The sequence below is a fragment of the Nostoc sp. genome, assembly GCF_036918245.1.
In the GTDB taxonomy this organism is placed as follows: Bacteria; Cyanobacteriota; Cyanobacteriia; order Cyanobacteriales; family Nostocaceae; genus Nostoc.
This window is the reverse complement of the sequence record NZ_JBALEF010000054.1, coordinates 138,130-155,001: the sequence shown is the minus strand read 5'-3', so window position 1 is coordinate 155,001 and position 16,872 is coordinate 138,130. Positions and strand designations below refer to the sequence as shown.

The following is a 16,872-nucleotide window of genomic DNA, read 5'->3' as shown; positions in this document are numbered from 1 at the left end:
TGAAGCCAATTTTTATCCGATTATAGTGGTGTTTTTAAAATCATGCAAAAATTTACCTTTCAATAATTTGTTTTACATAAATGTACTTAAAAAATCCAAGCTGTCTGAAAATGCCAGTACAAGTGATGTTGATTACATCAAGTAGTCCTTGCCAGCGTTTTATCAAGGTGCTTTAATAGCGATCGCATTCTGCAAAACAGTCTCACTTACAACTTATGTACAAAACTTGCAGCGACTCGACATCGCTGCTGGTGTTGATAAAATTACAGACTCAAAACATTAGACTCAAAGATATGACAAGCTAGTAGCATATCTTTGACACTAAAATCTCCCCAAAGCTGAATAGGAGCATACATGGAGCCAATTATTGCTATAGTTTTAGCCCTTATAGGTTATGCCTTAGGTTCTGCAAAACTGATTAATCAAGGAAATGAAGCCTTAGTCGAACGCTTGGGGCGGTATCATCGGAAACTTAAGCCTGGGCTGAACTTTATTGTTCCCTTGGTAGATCAGATTGTGATGGAAGATACTACACGAGAGCAGTTTTTAGACATCAAACCTCAAAATGTGATCACCCAAGATAATATTTATGTGGAAGTGGACGCTATTGTATACTGGCGGATTAGAGATATCGAGAGAAGCTTTTACGCGATTGAGGATCTGCAAGGGGCATTGACACAGATCACCACAACCACGCTGCGAGAAATCATTGCTCAAAATACCCTAGAGCAGACCAACGTCTCTAGAACGGAGATGGACTCAGCTATCTTAGACCAGTTGAATAGTGTAACGGCAGATTGGGGAGTTGATATACTCCGGTTAGATATTCAGAGAATTACTCTACCTGAGAGTGTGCGAAAGTCTAGGGAAGAGGAACAAGCCGCCGTCATCAAAAAACGGGCATTGATTACTGAAGCAGAAGGGGAAAAGGAAGCTGCGATTAAGAAAGCAGAAGGAACTATGGCTTCAGTGCAAATCATTTCTCAAGCTCTACGTTCCAATCCTGACAGTAGGGACATTCTGCGGTATCTTGTAGCTCAAGATTACGTAGATGCCAGCCAAAAACTTGGTGAGAGCAGTAATGCCAAAATTGTCTTTGTAGACCCAGCTAACTCAAGTGAAATGTTTCAGGAGTTGATAGCCGAGTCAGGAAATCAAGAAGGTAACGGCAAAAAATTCGAAAACGGTAATCCTTAAGAGTCATGCTGTATAGCTTGTCTCAATAGGGCATCAGCTACCAGTGAAACATCGCGCATTTCTTGAACATCGTGAACTCGGAGGATATCAGCGCCATTAAAAATAGCAGCACAACAAGCTGCTGCCGTTCCCCAAACTCGTGCTTTGGGATCTGGTTGATTTAAAATGCGACCAATGAAACTTTTACGAGATGCTCCTACCAAGATAGGACAGTTGAGTGGTGTGAGCGATCGCAAGCCGCGAAAAATTTCTAAATTTTGCTCATAGTTTTTAGCAAAACCAATACCAGGATCGATAATAATTTTATCCCGGTCAATGCCCGCAGTAGTTGCTGCCTGAATTTGCCGAGCCAAAAAACTATAAATCTCACCGAGCAAATCTTGATAATCAGTCTGTTGTTGCATTGTCTGTGGTGTTCCCCGGATGTGCATTAAAATCATCGGCACACCTAACTCTGCGACTGTTGCCAACATTTCTGAGTCAAAAGTGCCGCCAGAAATATCATTAATAATATCCGCTCCAGCTGCTACAGATGCCTGGGCTACAGCAGCACGGGTTGTATCTACAGAAATCGGGACTGAAATTTCTGGTCTTAGCACCCGTAATACTGATAGTACCCGGTCAAGTTCCTCCGCCAGAGTTATTTGCTTTGCCCCTGGTCGAGTTGATTGACCGCCCACATCGATAATGTCAACACCAGCAGCCACCAGTGCTTGCGCCTGAACTAAAGCGGTAGAGGAGGTGTTAAACTCACCCCCATCACTAAAGCTATCAGGCGTTACATTTAAAATGCCCATCAAATAAGTCTGCTGTCCCCAATCGAAACAGCGTCCTCGAATTATCAAGTTCCTTGGCATAAATCTACATTAGGCATTCCCATGCTCTGCATGGGAACGAGAAAAAAGCACATCACACTGATTGAAAATTCACAATCCGAGCGAAACTCTCAGGTTCTAGACTTGCTCCTCCTACTAAAACACCATCAATTTCTGGTTGAGCCATAATTTCATCAATATTATTTGGCTTGACTGAGCCGCCATATTGAATTGATACATTCGGATTACTCAACTTGCTCCGAATTAAGCCAATTATCCGATTCGCCTCCGTTACTTCACAGGTATCACCAGTACCGATCGCCCAAATAGGTTCGTAGGCAATCACCAAATTTTCCTGATCAATATCTACCAAGCCTTTGTCGAGTTGGAGAGTAATCACTGATTCCGTCTCTGCTGCATCTCGTTGTTGTTTAGTTTCGCCAACACATAAAATTGGGGTCAAACCAAACCTTTGAGCAGCTCGGACGCGCAGATTAACGGTTGCATCCGTTTCGCCAAAGTATTGCCTTCGTTCACTATGACCGACAATCACAAAGCGCACACCAATTTCTGTAAGCATTGGGCCAGAAATCTCGCCTGTATAGGCTGCATATTCTTCCCAATGAACATTTTGTGCCCCCAGGTGGATGAGGCTACCGTGCAAACTCTGGGACAAAAGGCTTAAATCAGTGAACGGAGGGCACAATATGACTTCTCGCCCTTCGGGGCTTTCGTCTAAGTGGGGCAGAAATCCTTGTAAAAATTCCTGGGTCTCTGCCTGGGTTTTGAACATTTTCCAGTTGCCGGCAATAACGATTTTCCGCACAGGTAATTTAGTCAAGATCCTAACGAGTTATTTAGATGCATTTTTCAGTTTATGACTTTTTGTTAGCCATTAGTCCACTAGTTGGGCACTTGTACTGAGCGTAGCCGAAGTATTGGGAATAGGGGATGAGTCTTTAATACTCGCTGACAAGTCTTTGATACTCGTGAATGAGTCTTTAATACTCGCTGACAAGTCTTTGATACTCGTGAATGAGTCTTTAATACTCGCCGACGAGTCTTTGAACTCCGTTAATGAGCCTTTAATACTCGCCGACGAGTCTTTAAACTCCGTTAATGAGTCTTTAATACTCGCCGACGAGTCTTTAAACTCCGTTAATGAGTCTTTAATACTCGCCGACGAGTCTTTGATACTCGCCGACGAGTCTTTGAACTCCGTTAATGAGTCTTTGACTTCCACTCATTGTGTCCCACTGCTCCCCCTGCTCCCTTATCTCCACAAACCCCTGTTAAAAATAACTACGATAAGAGACAGGGCTAATTTAAAAATCCCAAATTTCAAATCTCAAATTGATATGACTTCGATATTGCCCGTGCCTGAACCTGATCAAAGCGATTCTGCCAACACTGATGCAAATTCTCTCAGCTGGGAGGAAGAACTGGATAGTGCTATTTTCAGTTTTGAAGATATTCAGACGGAACTGAACTATAAACAAGCACAAACGGCACTGCGAAACTTGGTAGCCAATCTCGACCTCACCCCCCAAGAGAAAACCGGATTAGAGACGGAAATTGCTGAGTTGGAAACCATGCTGGGAAAGTTAGACCGCATGGTAGTGCAGATTGCGACTTTTGGCATGGTGGGACGTGGTAAGTCTTCTCTACTCAATTCTTTGGTTGGGCAAACGGTATTTGAAACTGGGCCGCTGCACGGTGTCACCCGTACTGCACAAACAGTTAATTGGAGTATTAGCGAGGAGATGATTGGGGAAACTGAACGTGCTTTGCGAGTTACTCTCCCTGGTGTAGGTCAATCCCAAGTGGAATTAATTGATACTCCTGGGTTAGATGAAGTAGATGGTGCAACCCGTGCCGCCTTAGCTGAACAGATTGCCAAACAAGCGGATTTGATTCTGTTTGTGATCTCTGGCGATATGACAAAGCTGGAATACACCGCCCTTTCTCAGTTGCGGGAAGCAGGTAAACCGATCATTCTGGTGTTTAACAAAGTAGACCAGTATCCAGAAGCAGACCGGATGGCAATTTATCACAAAATCCGGGATGAAAGGGTGCGGGAATTACTCACACCTCTAGAAATTGTCATGGCGGCGGCATCGCCATTGGTGAAGACGGCGATTCGTCGCCCTGATGGTACGAGGGGCATACAGTTACGTACAGGGAATGCCCAAGTTGAGGAACTGAAGCTGAAAATCTTGGAGATTCTGCATCGTGAGGGTAAAGCTTTGGTTGCCCTCAATACCATGCTTTATGCCGATATCGTAAATGAGCAGTTGATAGAACGAAAACTGATGATTCGGGAGGTGAATGCCAATCAGTTGATTTGGAAGGCTGTGATGACTAAGGCATTAGCGATCGCACTCAATCCTATAACTGTGGTAGATATTCTGAGTAGTGTGGTAATTGATATTGCTCTGATTTTGGGTTTATCTAAACTCTATGGCTTCTCCATGACAGAAGCTGGGGCTGTACAATTGCTACAAAAAATCGCCCTGAGTATGGGTGGCATCGGTGCTAGTGAATTGTTAGCAAATTTAGGCTTAAGTGGATTAAAAACTTTACTTGGAATCTCTGCAACAGCTACGGGTGGCATTGCGCTAGGCCCTTATATATCGGTGGCAATTACCCAAGCAGGAGTAGCTGGTGTTTCTTCTTACGGTATTGGACAAGTTACCAAAGTTTATTTAGCCAATGGCGCAACTTGGGGGCCTGATGGGCCAAAAGCAGTGATTAATCGGATTTTGACAAACTTGGATGAGACTTCAATTCTTAACCGGATTAAAGATGAATTACTCCACAAAGTAAAACTCAAAAAGTGATGATGCATAAATAAGGTTTAGTTAGCCATATTTATCCTTAGAGCTGATTCGTCAAGAAAAGCTTAAGGTGCCATTCACTTTACCATCAGACGAATCAATGAGCCATAAATTATTGCTTCACTTAGCTCTGTGTATAATTCATAATCCTTACTCAAACGCCGAAATCGATTACTAAATCTAATTTGTGAATGTACAGGTGCGCTACCAACTGCACTATAACCCCTTGAAATAAATTATATAATTACCGATTAATTATTATTACTTTGTCAAGCTTTTTCTGGAAATTAAATTTTAAATATCTCCTCTCGCACTCAGGACTCTCTAGGATACTTTCAACAAATAGGTCATACAATGCCCCATCAAAAAGTAAACTACTAACATGGCAGCGGCAGCAAGAGCAACCAAGGTACCAGCTAACATTAGAGAAAATTCTTTACTCTCGTAGGCTTTTTCCATTAAGTGCAGCGACCACGCTACCAGGGCTACATCAAAAAGTAAAATAGGAAGCAACATATTTTTTAATATTTATTAATACTTGTAAAATAATATTAACACCCTTTTCAGGAAGTGTGTCTAACCTTAGATGGATGTCATTAAATGGAAAATGGTAGATCAATAGAATGTTCTGACTGGCACGTTGCGATCGCGCAAGTAACTTTTAATTTCTGCTACGCTTAATTGTCCGTAATGTAATAGTGACGCGAGTAATGCAGCTTCAGCTTTGCCTTCAGTTAGGGCAGTGTAAATATGTTCACAATTACCTGCACCACCAGAAGCAATAACTGGAATTTCTACAGCATCGGCAATTGCCCTTGTGATCTCAATGTCATACCCGGCTTGGGTTCCATCAGCATCCATACTTGTGACTAGCAGTTCTCCGGCCCCCCGTTTTTCAACTTCCTGTGCCCACAATAGAGCATCTAAGCCTGTATTTTCTCTGCCACCCCGCACATACACATCCCAACCTGGATTCTCCGGGTTATTTCTGCGTCTGGCATCAATAGCAACAACTATGCACTGATTACCAAAGCGATCGCTTGCCCGATTAATCAAGTCTGGTTCCCGCACTGCCGCAGAATTAATACTAACCTTATCTGCGCCCGCTCGTAACAAAGCTTTAACATTTTCTAAGGATTGAATGCCACCACCTACAGTCAATGGAATAAAGACCTGTTCAGCAGTCCGGTAGACTACATCTAAAATTGTAGCTCGGTCTTCATGAGTAGCTGTAATATCCAGAAATACTAACTCATCAGCACCGGCTTCGTTGTAAACCTTGGCCAGCTCTACCGGATCGCCTGCATCTTGGAGATTAACAAAGTTAACTCCTTTTACAACCCGTCCCGCCTTCACATCTAAGCACGGTAAGATTCTTTTAGATAACATAATAACTTTTGTACTTCTGGGTAATTGACCGGAATTTAAATTTTAAATTGGCGCGGGTATTCTCAAACGAAAATTTTCATGGGTATTGGGCATGGGGCATTGGGCACTTGTACTGAGCGAAGTCGAAGTATTGGGCATGGGGCATCGGGCATGGAGCACTTGTACTGAGCGTACCCCTCCGGGGAAGCAAGCTACGCGTAGCGTCTCAAAGAGAAGCCGAAGTATTGGGCATTGCTTTCTCCTCTTGCCTCCCCCCACTCCTAATTACGAATTACGTTAGCGCAGCGGTAGCGAGTCCGCGTTCGCTTTTAGCGTCTCGTAGAGAGCGTCATTACGTAGCTTGCTTCTCGCCTTTGGCGAGTATTACAAATTATTCTGTTCCCTTAAAAGTAGATAGCTGAATTATGGCGATAATCTCATCGAAAAAACAGCCTCCAGAACCCAACGGAGAACCAAAGCAGCGTCGAGAGTCGGCGAAAGCACCATCCACAGAAAATATTTTAAAGCCTGAAGCTGCTATTGATGAGCAAGAACAGCAAGAAGAAGGTATTCGACCACACCGATTTGCTGATTACATTGGGCAAAAAGATTTAAAGGATGTGCTAGATATTGCCATTAAAGCAGCTAAGTCTCGTGGTGAGGTACTGGACCACTTGCTGCTGTATGGGCCGCCGGGATTGGGCAAAACCACAATGGCAATGATTTTAGCATCGGAAATGGGGGTAAATTACAAAATTACTAGTGCGCCAGCCCTAGAACGTCCACGAGATATTGTTGGGCTATTGGTAAACCTCAAGCCAGGGGATATCTTATTCGTGGATGAAATTCATCGCCTCTCGCGGATGACGGAGGAAATTCTCTATCCAGCAATGGAAGATTATCGCTTAGATATTACCATTGGTAAGGGTTCCAGCGCTCGCATCAGAAGTTTGCCGCTGTCAAAGTTTACCCTAGTAGGGGCTACAACCCGTGTTGGTGCTTTAACCTCACCACTGCGCGATCGCTTTGGTTTGATTCAAAAACTCCGATTTTACGAAGTTGACGAACTGACTAAAATTGTACTGCGAACCGCTCAATTACTCAAAACCCCCGTTACAGAAGATGGTGCCACAGAAATTGCCCGTCGTTCACGCGGAACGCCACGTATTGCTAATAGGTTACTGAAACGAGTACGTGATTATGCGGAAGTAAAAATATCTGGAGAGATTAATGAAAACATTGCATCCGAGGCATTGCAACTATTCCAAGTAGATCCTTGCGGTTTAGATTGGACAGATCGTCAGATGCTGAGTGTGATAATTGAACAATTTAACGGCGGGCCGGTGGGGTTAGAAACAATGGCAGCTGCGACGGGTGAAGATACTCAAACAATTGAAGAGGTGTATGAACCTTACCTCATGCAGATTGGATATTTAACTCGGACTCATCGCGGCAGGATGGCGACAAAGGCAGCATATAAGCATTTGGGATTCACGCCGCCTAATGAACAGTTGTCATTATTGTAAATTATGGGCATGGGGCATTGGGCATGGAGCATTGATACTCGTTAAAGAGTCTTTGAACTCCATTAAAGAGGCTTTGAACTCCATTCCTCTGCCCCATGCCCCATCTTCAAGATAAACAGGTAAACCTAGATGATTAAGTTAATTAGTATTTTTCTCAGTCTGTTAATTGTGTTTGGCTGGGGTACTCCAGTCATGGCACAATCTCAGCCGCCCATTACTCAAGAACAGTTAAAACAAGGTGATGAGTGGGCAAATCAAGCGTTTATAGCGACGAATCAAGGTGACTTTGCTACGGCTGAAACTTACTGGACAAAGATTATTGAGCAATTTCCTACGAATGCGGGGGCGTGGAGTAACCGGGGAAATTCGCGGGTAAGCCAGAATAAATTGCAAGACGCGTTGGCAGATTATAACAAAGCCATAGAACTAGCGCCAAATGTCACCGATCCATATTTGAATCGGGGCGCAGCGTTGGAAGGGATGGGAAAATGGGATTCGGCGATCGCAGATTATAATCATGTCTTAGAACTCGATCCTAACGATGCGATGGCGTATAACAATCGCGGTAATGCCACAGCAGGATTAGGAAAATGGGATGATGCGATCGCAGACTACAAAAAATCTAATGAGATAGCCCCGAATTTTGCCTTCGCCCGTGCTAACTATGCCCTCGCCCTTTATGAAACTGGTCAAAAAGAGCAAGCAATCCGTGAAATGCGAAATATTGTCCGTAAATATCCCAAGTTTGCTGATGTGCGTGCTGCCCTCACAGCTGCATATTGGGTAAATGGAGAACAAGGTGAAGCCGAAAGTAACTGGGTAGCAGCTTACGGGCTAGATAGCCGTTATAAGGACATTAACTGGGTAACAAATATCCGCCGTTGGCCGCCCAGTATGGTATCAGCTTTAGATAAATTCTTGAAAATCAAATAGAGGCATTTATCATGACTCATTTTGGTATCATCTGTCCCGGTGCAACAACTGGCCCCCTCAACACTATGCTTCCCTTGGGGCAGGAACTTCAACGGCGTGGGCATCGCGTCACCCTCTTGGCAACACTCGATTCTCAACCTAAAGCACTGGCAGCAGGAATAGAATTCCAATCAATTGGTGAAAAAGATTTTCTCCCTGGCTCAACAGCAAAATCCTTTACCAAGTTAGGTCAACTGCGTGGATTTGCTGCGTTTCGATACACTGTTGAACTGCTAAAGCATATTTCATCTGTGACACTCCAAGAGGCTCCAGCATTACTTAAAGCAGCAGGCGTAGAAGCATTGCTAGTAAACCAAAGTTCAGTAGAGGGAGGGACAATTGCAGAGTTTCTCGAAATTCCTTTCATCACTGTGTGCAGCGCTGTGGTGCTGAATCAAGAACCTAGCATTCCTCCTTTTTTCACAACTTGGAAGTATAGCCCAGCTGGGTGGGCACGCTTACGCAACCAAATGGGTTACACGTTACTTAATAGCGTCGCCAAACCACTTAAAAATTTGATCAATGAATATCGTCGAGAGTGGAAATTACCCGTGTATTCTAATCTTAAAGATAGTAACTCTCAACTGGCTCAAATAAGTAATGCACCTGCTGAGTTTGAATTTCCCAGGGAAGAATTAGCTTTTTGGTTCCATTTCACGGGAAGCTACCATACTTCAGCCAGTCGAGCACCTGTCTCTTTCCCCTATGAAAAATTGACGGGGAAACCGTTAATTTACGCTTCGATGGGAACATTACAAAATCGTCTGATTTGGGTTTTTCAGACTATTGCTTCAGCTTGTGAAGATTTGGATGCTCAGTTAGTGATTTCTCTGGGAGGTTCTGCTAAACCAGAATCATTGCCAGACTTGGCAGGAAATCCTTTAGTAGTTGAGTATGCACCTCAATTAGAAGTGCTAGAAAAAGCCACCCTCATGATTACTCATGCGGGAATGAATACAACAATGGAATGTGTGAAAAAAGGAGTGCCAATGGTGGCAATTCCAGTTGCTAATGACCAACCAGGAGTAGCAGCGCGTATCGCTTGGACAGGGGCAGGTGAGCTTGTCACCCTCAATAAACTGAATGTTCCCAGATTAAAAAATGCTATCAGGCGGGTGTTGACAGAAGAATCTTATAAACAGAATGCCCTCAGATTACAAGCAGCTACTCACGCTGCTGGGGGGGTAAGTCGAGCCGCCGATATTATTGAGCAGGCTGTTTCTACGCGCAAGCCTGTCTTGGCTCAAACACAACAGTAATAAAATATTATGCATATATAGCAATCTGATTTGATTCCTGAATCCCTCGTAGAGACAAAGAACTGTTAACAGGGAAGAAGAAATAAAAATGTACTGAGTTTTTTTTCAAAAATCAAATAGGAGTCTTATATTTTTTTTATGCCAACTTTAATCCCAGAGAATACGCTTCCTAATGGCATGAAAATATTTTGCATCCGCAAAGAGGAAGTACCGATTATTTATGGGCAAATCCAGGAGTATTTCCGATATGGAATTGAGTTACACGAAGGTGACACCGTATTTGATGTGGGTGCAAATATTGGTTTATTCACATTATGGGTATTTCATCTGTGTAAAACAAATGTGAATGTTTATTCATTCGAGCCTATTCCTGCCATTTTTGATGTTCTACAAGCTAATGCCCAACGCTTTGAACCAGAAAAAATTAAAGTATTTCCCTGTGGACTTTCACAGGAATCTAAAACAATGAAGTTTGCTTACTATCCTAACGCTACAGCATTGTCTAGCGCTTATCCTGATGGTTCAAAGCAGCAACGAGATAAGTTTAAGAATGCTATTCTACGCAATAATCTCAAAGATGCACCAAGTCAAGTCCGTTGGCTTCGTTGGTTGCCGTCGTTTTTGCGATCGCTTATTCTCGATAACAAATTGGAGAAAGCTTTTCAAGTAGAACAAGTCACTTGCCAATTGAGAACTGTATCAGAGATTATCCGCGAGTATAATGTTCAGCAAATTGACTTGCTGAAAGTGGATGTGGAGCGAAGTGAGTTAGATGTGCTTTTAGGTATTGAGGAGCAAGATTGGCAGAAGATTAAGCAAGTCGTTGTAGAAGTACACGATTTGGATAATCGAGTTAAAAGAATTACGGAGCTACTTCAAAAATACGGTTTGAGCAAGGTTACAGTGAAGCAAGAACCCTTGAAACAGGGTTCCGACACTTTCAACTTATATGCCTTACGGGAGTCATCTAACGCATTCTAAAACTCTTCAAGTTGAACTAAAGCTAGTCTGGAGAATGGGCTGATTTTGAAGACGCTTCCCCTTCACCACCATCCTCACACCACCTACTGGGCTAAATAGCAAACCCTTACGTACTGGCTGCACTGGTTTGCTATCAGCCAGTTCCATTTGCCAGTGAGACAGCACTGTCACCAACACCAATTTCATCTCAAACAAGGCAAATGCCATTCCAATACAGCGACGGTTCCCGCCACCAAAGGGTAAATACTCAGATGGAGAAAATTGCCGTTCTAGGAAACGCTCTGGCTTAAATTGCTTCGACTCAGGATATAAATCTTCTCGATGATGGGTCAAATAAATAGAGGGAATTAGCAGAGTTCCAGGCTCAAACTTGTATTCCCCAATTTGTAGCGGTGATTTGACCACTCGATTTAGTGCCGATATCGCCACTGGGTAAAGGCGTAGGGTTTCAGAACAGACAGCATTCAAATAAGGCAATCGGAAAATAGCGTTTGGATCTGGTTGTTCACCCAACTTATCTAATTCTTGCAGCAGTTTTTCCCGCACCTGCGGCAGATGATGAATCCAGTACAGCGCCCATGATAAGGAAGTTGCAGTAGTTTCGTGACCCGCCACTAATAGGGTCATCAGTTCATCACGTAATTCCAAGTCTGTCATCGGCTCTCCCGCTTCATCACGAGCAGCCATCATTAAAGATAGAATATCAGTCCGAGATGGATCGGGTTGTGCTTTGCGTTCTTGAATCTGGGCGTAAATGAGTTGATCAATTTGCTGCCGTAAACGCAAGTATTTCCCCCAAGGACTCCACGCACCTAAATCCTGTCGCATTGATGGAAAAAGAAGCAGAACTGTTCTTAAGATAGGGATTTTGGGATTTAGGATTGCAATCAGGAATTCATTGAGTTTCTCGTAACGTGGCCCATCTTCTAGACCAAATACAGCCTTTAAAATTACTTGGAAAGAGATTGCTTGCATTGATGGCAGAACTGCAAAGGATTCTCCAACCTGCCACTGATTAGTCACTTGCTCAGTAATGTCGCGGATTAAATCACCATAAGCTAGCATTCGTTCCCCATGTAAGGGCGGTGTCAATAGCTTTCTTTGTCGCTGATGAGGCTTTCCGTCTAGCGCTAGTAGTGATTGCCGTCCTAATAAAGGCGAGCTAATCCCTGCTGACTCGCCAGAGTCCAACTGTTTTGGATCTGTAGTAAAAATTTGCTGAATCGCCTGAGGATTGCTAACGAAAACTTGAGGAGGAGAATTTTGTCCGAGCTGAAGGGTGAAGATATCACCATAACGTTTAGCACAGTCTTCTATGTATTCTAAGGGATTAGTAAGCCACTGATACGTCTGTACCCAAGGATGAGTTTGAGGGCCTTTAGGCAGTTTAAGTGCAGACATTTTGATTAATCTCCTAATGATTAAAGCAAGATTGTTATTAGCCAGTCATTCATGCACCCCTAGCTTGATTAAGTTTAGATCACAGATTGGGCAGATGAACTTATCAATTCTTGAATCTGCCTTGGGGTTAATTCTTGCACATTACGCAAAACTACTGCTGCTCCTGCTGCTATTAGTGTCTCACTGTATGCATCACTACGGGCTGCTGTCTCCTGTACATGGGGCGGTAAAACCCCTACACCAATCCAAGGGCGAGAAGAATCTAGACTTCGTGCTTTCTCGACGGTATACATATCTGCTACCGTATCTCCCACATACACGATCGCTGATTTTTGCTCAATTCCATTTTCTAATTCACGAACTGTAGCAAAAAGTCCAGTGGGGTCAGGTTTACCTGGCGCATCTTCCATCGCAATCAACACTGTAGATTCTAAGCCCAGACGCTTTTCCAAAATGTAGTTAGCTGAACCACGAGTCGCACCGCTAAAAAATCCCCAAGCAATCCCGGCTTGGGTAAGTTGTTCTAAATAGCTAAATTGTAATAATAAGGGTTCATTACAGATATACCCAGTAAAATTATTTGGGTCTGAGCCACGATAACGCGATTGAAAAAAAGCAACGATCGCATTGTAATCTAGTTGCAGTTGTTCGCGGGTCTGTTTTTGGGTTTCAAAGTAGCGGTAAATTAATTCCTGCGATGCTTCCCAATCGTTATTCCACACGCCTTCAGACTTGAGTTGGTCAATATCCAGTGGGGTTGGACGATATGCTTGGGTAGTAAAATATTCTACGGTATCTGCGATCGCCCGGCGATAGGAACCGCTAACATCGCGCACAACGCCATCAATATCGAAAACAACAATCGCTTTTGCAGAAGTTTGTTCAGTCATGGGTAGGGAGGAAAAGAGTTTTATATTTGATTCTAGTCATCTGGCTTTATGTATTCATCCTTTCATAAATAAGCGAGTCAATCTACTGGATGCGTCGCATTCCCAGTTGTCCATACCACTGTAGCGGCGGCTAATCTCTCTAGTTGCCCATTGCGCTCAAATTCTACAGTTCCCGGATGAACTGCTTTGACTTCAGATTCTAGCAATACCTCGACAGAGGCAGTTCGCTGTTGGAGCGCCGACTGTGCAGTTTCACGGAGGCGATCGCTTGCGGACTCTTTGAGAATTTCAAAACCACGTTGCAAAATTACAATCCGAATGTCCTGTGGCTTCCCGCCTAAAGGGATGTACCAAGTTGGCAGTAAATCCGCTAGCGTTGCCGCCATTTCCACCCCAGATGAACCTGGCTGGCGATCGCATAGTTCAACCCACCTCGAAGAATTGGAAAATGCACAATCAGACGAAATCGCTAGTCCTGACACATTCAAGCAAAACGAAACTAACTGCTGATTTTCCTTTTAAGCATAAAACCTTGTGGTAGACCATTCTCAACCACTGTTTGGTCATTTGATAGGGTATTGCGTTAAAATAAGCGATCGCTATCCTAGTTAAGTAATGCCCGGAAATTCCCGGAGGTGTGATTGACCAAGTTTATTTTGAAAATTCTGTGGTTAGACGAGAACGTTGCTCTAGCAGTCGATCAAGTTGTAGGCAAAGGCACCAGTCCTTTGACTAAGTACTTTTTTTGGCCCAGAAATGACGCCTGGGAAGAGTTAAAAAAGGAATTAGAGTCCAAACATTGGATTACTGACCTGGATCGTGTTGAGTTGCTTAACAAAGCGACAGAAGTGATTAACTACTGGCAAGAGGAAGGTAGAAACCGTCCAATGGCAGAAGCTCAGTTGAAATTTCCAGAAGTTGCCTTTACAGGTAGCGCTTGATATTACAAAATTAGCTATTGTCCTGTTCTACAAGCTGCCACAGTTTGATAGTCTTGTCCCGGCTGCCGCTTGCAATTAATTGTGTAACTTTGCTCACAGCAACAGCAGATACTGAGTCTACATGACCAGAGAGAGTAGCAATCTCTTCTGCTGTGCTTACCCTCCAAAGTTTAACTGTTTTGTCGCAACTTGCGCTTAGGAGCGTTTCGCTATCGGCAGTAAAAGCCACAGCCACCACAGACCAAGAATGGCCTAAAAGTGTGCAAATTAGCTGACCAGTGTTTACCTCCCACAACTTAATAGTGTTATCATCACTACCCGTCGCCAAAATTTTCCCATCGGGACTAAAAGCGACTGTCAAAACCGCCCATGCATGACCCGAAAGGGTGCCTAACAAGCTATAGCATGGGCGGTTTTGAAGTTCTCTCTGGAAACCTTCTAATGCAGTTAGCTGCCACAAGCGAATTGTTCTGTCATAACTAGCGCTGGCTAAAAGCTGTCCTTGGGGACTAAATGCTACTGAATTTACCTGTAATTGGTGTCCAGTTATGGTACAAATTTCTGTGCCAGTATTTACATCCCAAAGTTTGACTCTTTTATCCCAGCTACCACTAGCGAGAATCTGCCCATCTGGACTGAAAGCAACTGATTTTACTGCGTGTGAGTGTCCCAACAGGGTGCAGATTTCCTTTAATGTCTCAACCTCCCACAATTTGATAGTTTTATCGCCGCTAGCAGTTGCCAAAATTTTCCCATCAGGACTGAAGGTAACTGATTTTACAGCTTGGGAATGTCCTGATAAGCTAGCTAGGACTTTTTGGGTATTTAAATCCCACAACTTGATGTTTTTGTCATCACTACCACTGACTAAAGTGTGACCGTCAGGACTAATGGCAAGGGCATTCACCCTACTCAATGTTCCAGAATGCTCAGTTAGGGTATGCAAGCATCGCCAAGGAGGAGTTGGTAATTTAAAATTTTGAGTTTTAGATTCGATACCCATTGCTTGCATAACTTCATCAGCCAATTGAAAACGACGGTTAACAGAATTTTGCAGTAGCTTGTCGAGGATTTGCGCCAAGCGTAGACTCTTTGAGTCTTGTCGCCAGACATCGCTTACGTTAGTAGTAAGATATTGTTGCCAAACCCAGCAATCATTTGCAATATCAAATAAATCAAAGGGAGAAATCTGCGTAAGTAAATAAATACAAGTTACACCCAAGCTATATAAATCACTAGCAAAAATGGCTTTTCCCTTCGTCTGCTCTGGTGCAGCGTATTCTGGACTGCCGATACTGGTTTCAGATGTTAGCCGATCGATTTCTGTGACGATTTTCGCAGTGGAAAAATCGACTATGACGAAATCCCCCTTCTTGGTAATTGGGGATCTACGGATGATATTTTGGGGTTTAATATCGCGGTGAATGATGTTGCGATCGCTAATAAACTGCAAAACTGGCAATAAATCTTCTAAAAGTTGCCAAATCTGAGTTTCATTAAAAGCGCCTTCTTCTTCAACCACCTGAGCTAAATTAGTGCCTGCAATAAACTCCTGCACTAAATAAAAATGCCCGTTATGCTGAAAATAATTTAATAAAGCGGAAATTTGCGGATGCTTTCCTAATTCCTCTAGCTTTTGCGCCTTCTGCTGAAAATTTTTAAATGTTTCGTCTTCCAGCGATAATTCTTGAACGACGCAAGGAACTGGCGGAAACTGACCTTCATCTACAGCGAGGAAAGTTTTGCAGAATCCCCCTTTACCAATCTGCTTGAGTAAACGATAACGTTCTTGTAAAAGCAAAATTTCTTTGCCTACACAGCATCCACAATAAAATATAGCTGTTTTTAGTTACTCAGAACTCGGAACTTCAGTTTCATATCATGTCCGGTTGAAAACTTATCATGTTGAACTTACTTATTATCAAGATGCAGAAATTTTTAGGTCTAACCATTTGCTTATCTGCTATTATCTCATTTGTGCCTACAGTAGCCTTTAGCCTTCCGCTCTCAGGAAACCAGACATTAAACAATTTGGCTGAAAAAGCTAAGTTAGAGGTTTCTAAGACTACAGGAATCTTGGCTGACCACCTCAGTGTAGCTAACAAAGTAACTCTAGCTGATACTGGAATCACGCGGTTTAAGCTAATAGATCCCCAAGGCAATATCTATGGTGTATCCCTTGATGCTGCTGGCAATCAAATTAGTCAGGAAGTGTTAGACCAGGCTATTCAAGCAATCAACAATAAGGGCTTCGTTGGCAAATTGGAAACCGAATTAGCCAATCGCATTAGTCAAGGAAGCAATAGCCCTATCAGGGTCGTTTTTCATTTAAAAGGAAAAACAGTTCAGCCTGATCGAGGATCGAACCGCACTGAGCATCAAAATCACTTGAATACTCTTAAATCTCACTATGAGGCAATTCAGCAACCTCTTGTAAACCAACTTAAGGAAAGTAACCAGCGGGTCATTTATCAATCTCTTTATACACCAATTGTGGTGGCGGAAGTCACCCCTTTGTTAATCCAAACGATAGCTGCTCGTTCTGATGTAGAGCGAATCTATCTTGAGCGACGGGGAATTCCAAGGCAAAACGATTGAATTTTAGTTTGGGAGAAGAGGCTGAACGTGTCTCTTTGTAACTATTTCCTCCCCTGCCTCCCCTGCTTATCCAAACCGTATTGGGGC

18 protein-coding genes and 1 pseudogene are annotated in these 16,872 nt (G+C 43.3%); 9 read left to right on the top strand and 10 right to left on the bottom strand.

Annotation, left to right across the window (positions count from 1 at the left end; genetic code table 11):
* Positions 1-148 precede the first annotated feature (148 nt).
* Positions 149-283: a hypothetical protein gene (locus V7L12_RS14755; RefSeq protein ID WP_335085148.1), complete on the top strand. Its 135-nt coding sequence runs from the start codon at positions 149-151 to the stop codon at positions 281-283.
* A gap of 71 nt (positions 284-354) precedes the next feature.
* The gene (locus tag V7L12_RS14750; protein ID WP_335085146.1) at positions 355-1,197 is read left to right on the top strand and encodes an SPFH domain-containing protein; all 843 of its coding nucleotides are present in this window, start codon (positions 355-357) and stop codon (positions 1,195-1,197) included.
* Here the strand turns inward: V7L12_RS14750 and folP are convergent.
* The 3 genes from folP to V7L12_RS14735 form a co-directional block, all read right to left on the bottom strand.
* On the bottom strand, positions 1,194-2,054 hold the full coding sequence (gene folP / locus V7L12_RS14745; RefSeq protein ID WP_335085144.1) for a dihydropteroate synthase: 861 nt from the start codon (positions 2,052-2,054) through the stop codon (positions 1,194-1,196). The genes V7L12_RS14750 and folP overlap by 4 nt on opposite strands.
* Positions 2,055-2,106: 52 nt before the next feature.
* On the bottom strand, positions 2,107-2,838 hold the full coding sequence (gene tpiA, locus V7L12_RS14740; protein WP_335085197.1) for a triose-phosphate isomerase: 732 nt from the start codon (positions 2,836-2,838) through the stop codon (positions 2,107-2,109).
* 69 nt (positions 2,839-2,907) lie between these two features.
* Entirely contained in the window at positions 2,908-3,255 is a 348-nt protein-coding gene (locus V7L12_RS14735; protein ID WP_335085142.1) for a hypothetical protein, read from the bottom strand.
* Between the two features lie 115 nt (positions 3,256-3,370).
* Between V7L12_RS14735 and V7L12_RS14730 the strand changes: the two genes are divergently transcribed.
* Entirely contained in the window at positions 3,371-4,852 is a 1,482-nt protein-coding gene (locus tag V7L12_RS14730; RefSeq protein WP_335085140.1) for a GTP-binding protein, read from the top strand.
* A 74-nt stretch (positions 4,853-4,926) separates the two neighbouring features.
* Here V7L12_RS14730 and V7L12_RS14725 read toward each other — a convergent pair.
* The 3 genes and pseudogenes from V7L12_RS14725 to hisF form a co-directional block, all read right to left on the bottom strand.
* Positions 4,927-5,022: pseudogene (locus V7L12_RS14725) on the bottom strand (IS5/IS1182 family transposase); the annotation flags it as partial.
* Between the two features lie 151 nt (positions 5,023-5,173).
* Positions 5,174-5,365, bottom strand: coding sequence for a hypothetical protein (locus V7L12_RS14720; RefSeq protein ID WP_334825280.1), 192 nt, complete (start codon positions 5,363-5,365; stop codon positions 5,174-5,176).
* 99 nt (positions 5,366-5,464) lie between these two features.
* A complete protein-coding gene (gene hisF / locus V7L12_RS14715; protein WP_334825278.1) occupies positions 5,465-6,238 on the bottom strand; it encodes an imidazole glycerol phosphate synthase subunit HisF in 774 nt (257 codons plus the stop codon).
* A 404-nt stretch (positions 6,239-6,642) separates the two neighbouring features.
* Here hisF and ruvB point away from each other — a divergent pair, with 404 nt between their 5' ends.
* From ruvB to V7L12_RS14695, 4 genes are all read left to right on the top strand, one after another.
* Entirely contained in the window at positions 6,643-7,743 is a 1,101-nt protein-coding gene (gene ruvB, locus V7L12_RS14710; RefSeq protein WP_104905485.1) for a Holliday junction branch migration DNA helicase RuvB, read from the top strand.
* Positions 7,744-7,872: 129 nt separating this feature from the next.
* On the top strand, positions 7,873-8,676 hold the full coding sequence (locus tag V7L12_RS14705) for a tetratricopeptide repeat protein (RefSeq protein ID WP_335085138.1): 804 nt from the start codon (positions 7,873-7,875) through the stop codon (positions 8,674-8,676).
* 11 nt (positions 8,677-8,687) lie between these two features.
* Positions 8,688-9,974 carry a glycosyltransferase gene (locus V7L12_RS14700; protein WP_335085137.1) on the top strand — a complete coding sequence of 429 codons (1,287 nt, stop codon included), beginning with the start codon at positions 8,688-8,690 and terminating at the stop codon, positions 9,972-9,974.
* 138 nt (positions 9,975-10,112) lie between these two features.
* The gene (locus V7L12_RS14695) at positions 10,113-10,955 is read left to right on the top strand and encodes an FkbM family methyltransferase (RefSeq protein ID WP_335085135.1); all 843 of its coding nucleotides are present in this window, start codon (positions 10,113-10,115) and stop codon (positions 10,953-10,955) included.
* A 6-nt stretch (positions 10,956-10,961) separates the two neighbouring features.
* On the opposite strand, the gene V7L12_RS14690 is transcribed toward V7L12_RS14695, so the two are convergent.
* The 3 genes from V7L12_RS14690 to V7L12_RS14680 all read right to left on the bottom strand — a co-directional run bounded on the left by V7L12_RS14690 (position 10,962) and on the right by V7L12_RS14680 (position 13,728).
* Positions 10,962-12,356 (bottom strand): cytochrome P450, encoded by a 1,395-nt coding sequence (locus tag V7L12_RS14690; RefSeq protein ID WP_335085132.1) that lies wholly within the window; start codon positions 12,354-12,356, stop codon positions 10,962-10,964.
* Between the two features lie 74 nt (positions 12,357-12,430).
* Positions 12,431-13,246, bottom strand: a complete 816-nt coding sequence (locus V7L12_RS14685; RefSeq protein WP_335085131.1) for a TIGR01548 family HAD-type hydrolase — start codon at positions 13,244-13,246, stop codon at positions 12,431-12,433.
* Positions 13,247-13,323: 77 nt separating this feature from the next.
* Entirely contained in the window at positions 13,324-13,728 is a 405-nt protein-coding gene (locus tag V7L12_RS14680; protein ID WP_335085129.1) for a hypothetical protein, read from the bottom strand.
* 159 nt (positions 13,729-13,887) lie between these two features.
* On the opposite strand from V7L12_RS14680, the gene V7L12_RS14675 reads away from it, so the two are divergent.
* Positions 13,888-14,187 (top strand): 30S ribosomal protein PSRP-3, encoded by a 300-nt coding sequence (locus V7L12_RS14675; RefSeq protein WP_094333099.1) that lies wholly within the window; start codon positions 13,888-13,890, stop codon positions 14,185-14,187.
* A 10-nt stretch (positions 14,188-14,197) separates the two neighbouring features.
* Here V7L12_RS14675 and V7L12_RS14670 read toward each other — a convergent pair whose 3' ends face one another.
* Positions 14,198-15,988, bottom strand: coding sequence for a serine/threonine-protein kinase (locus V7L12_RS14670; RefSeq protein WP_335085126.1), 1,791 nt, complete (start codon positions 15,986-15,988; stop codon positions 14,198-14,200).
* A gap of 101 nt (positions 15,989-16,089) precedes the next feature.
* On the opposite strand from V7L12_RS14670, the gene V7L12_RS14665 reads away from it, so the two are divergent.
* Positions 16,090-16,785: a hypothetical protein gene (locus V7L12_RS14665; protein ID WP_335085124.1), complete on the top strand. Its 696-nt coding sequence runs from the start codon at positions 16,090-16,092 to the stop codon at positions 16,783-16,785.
* Positions 16,786-16,872 lie beyond the last annotated feature (87 nt).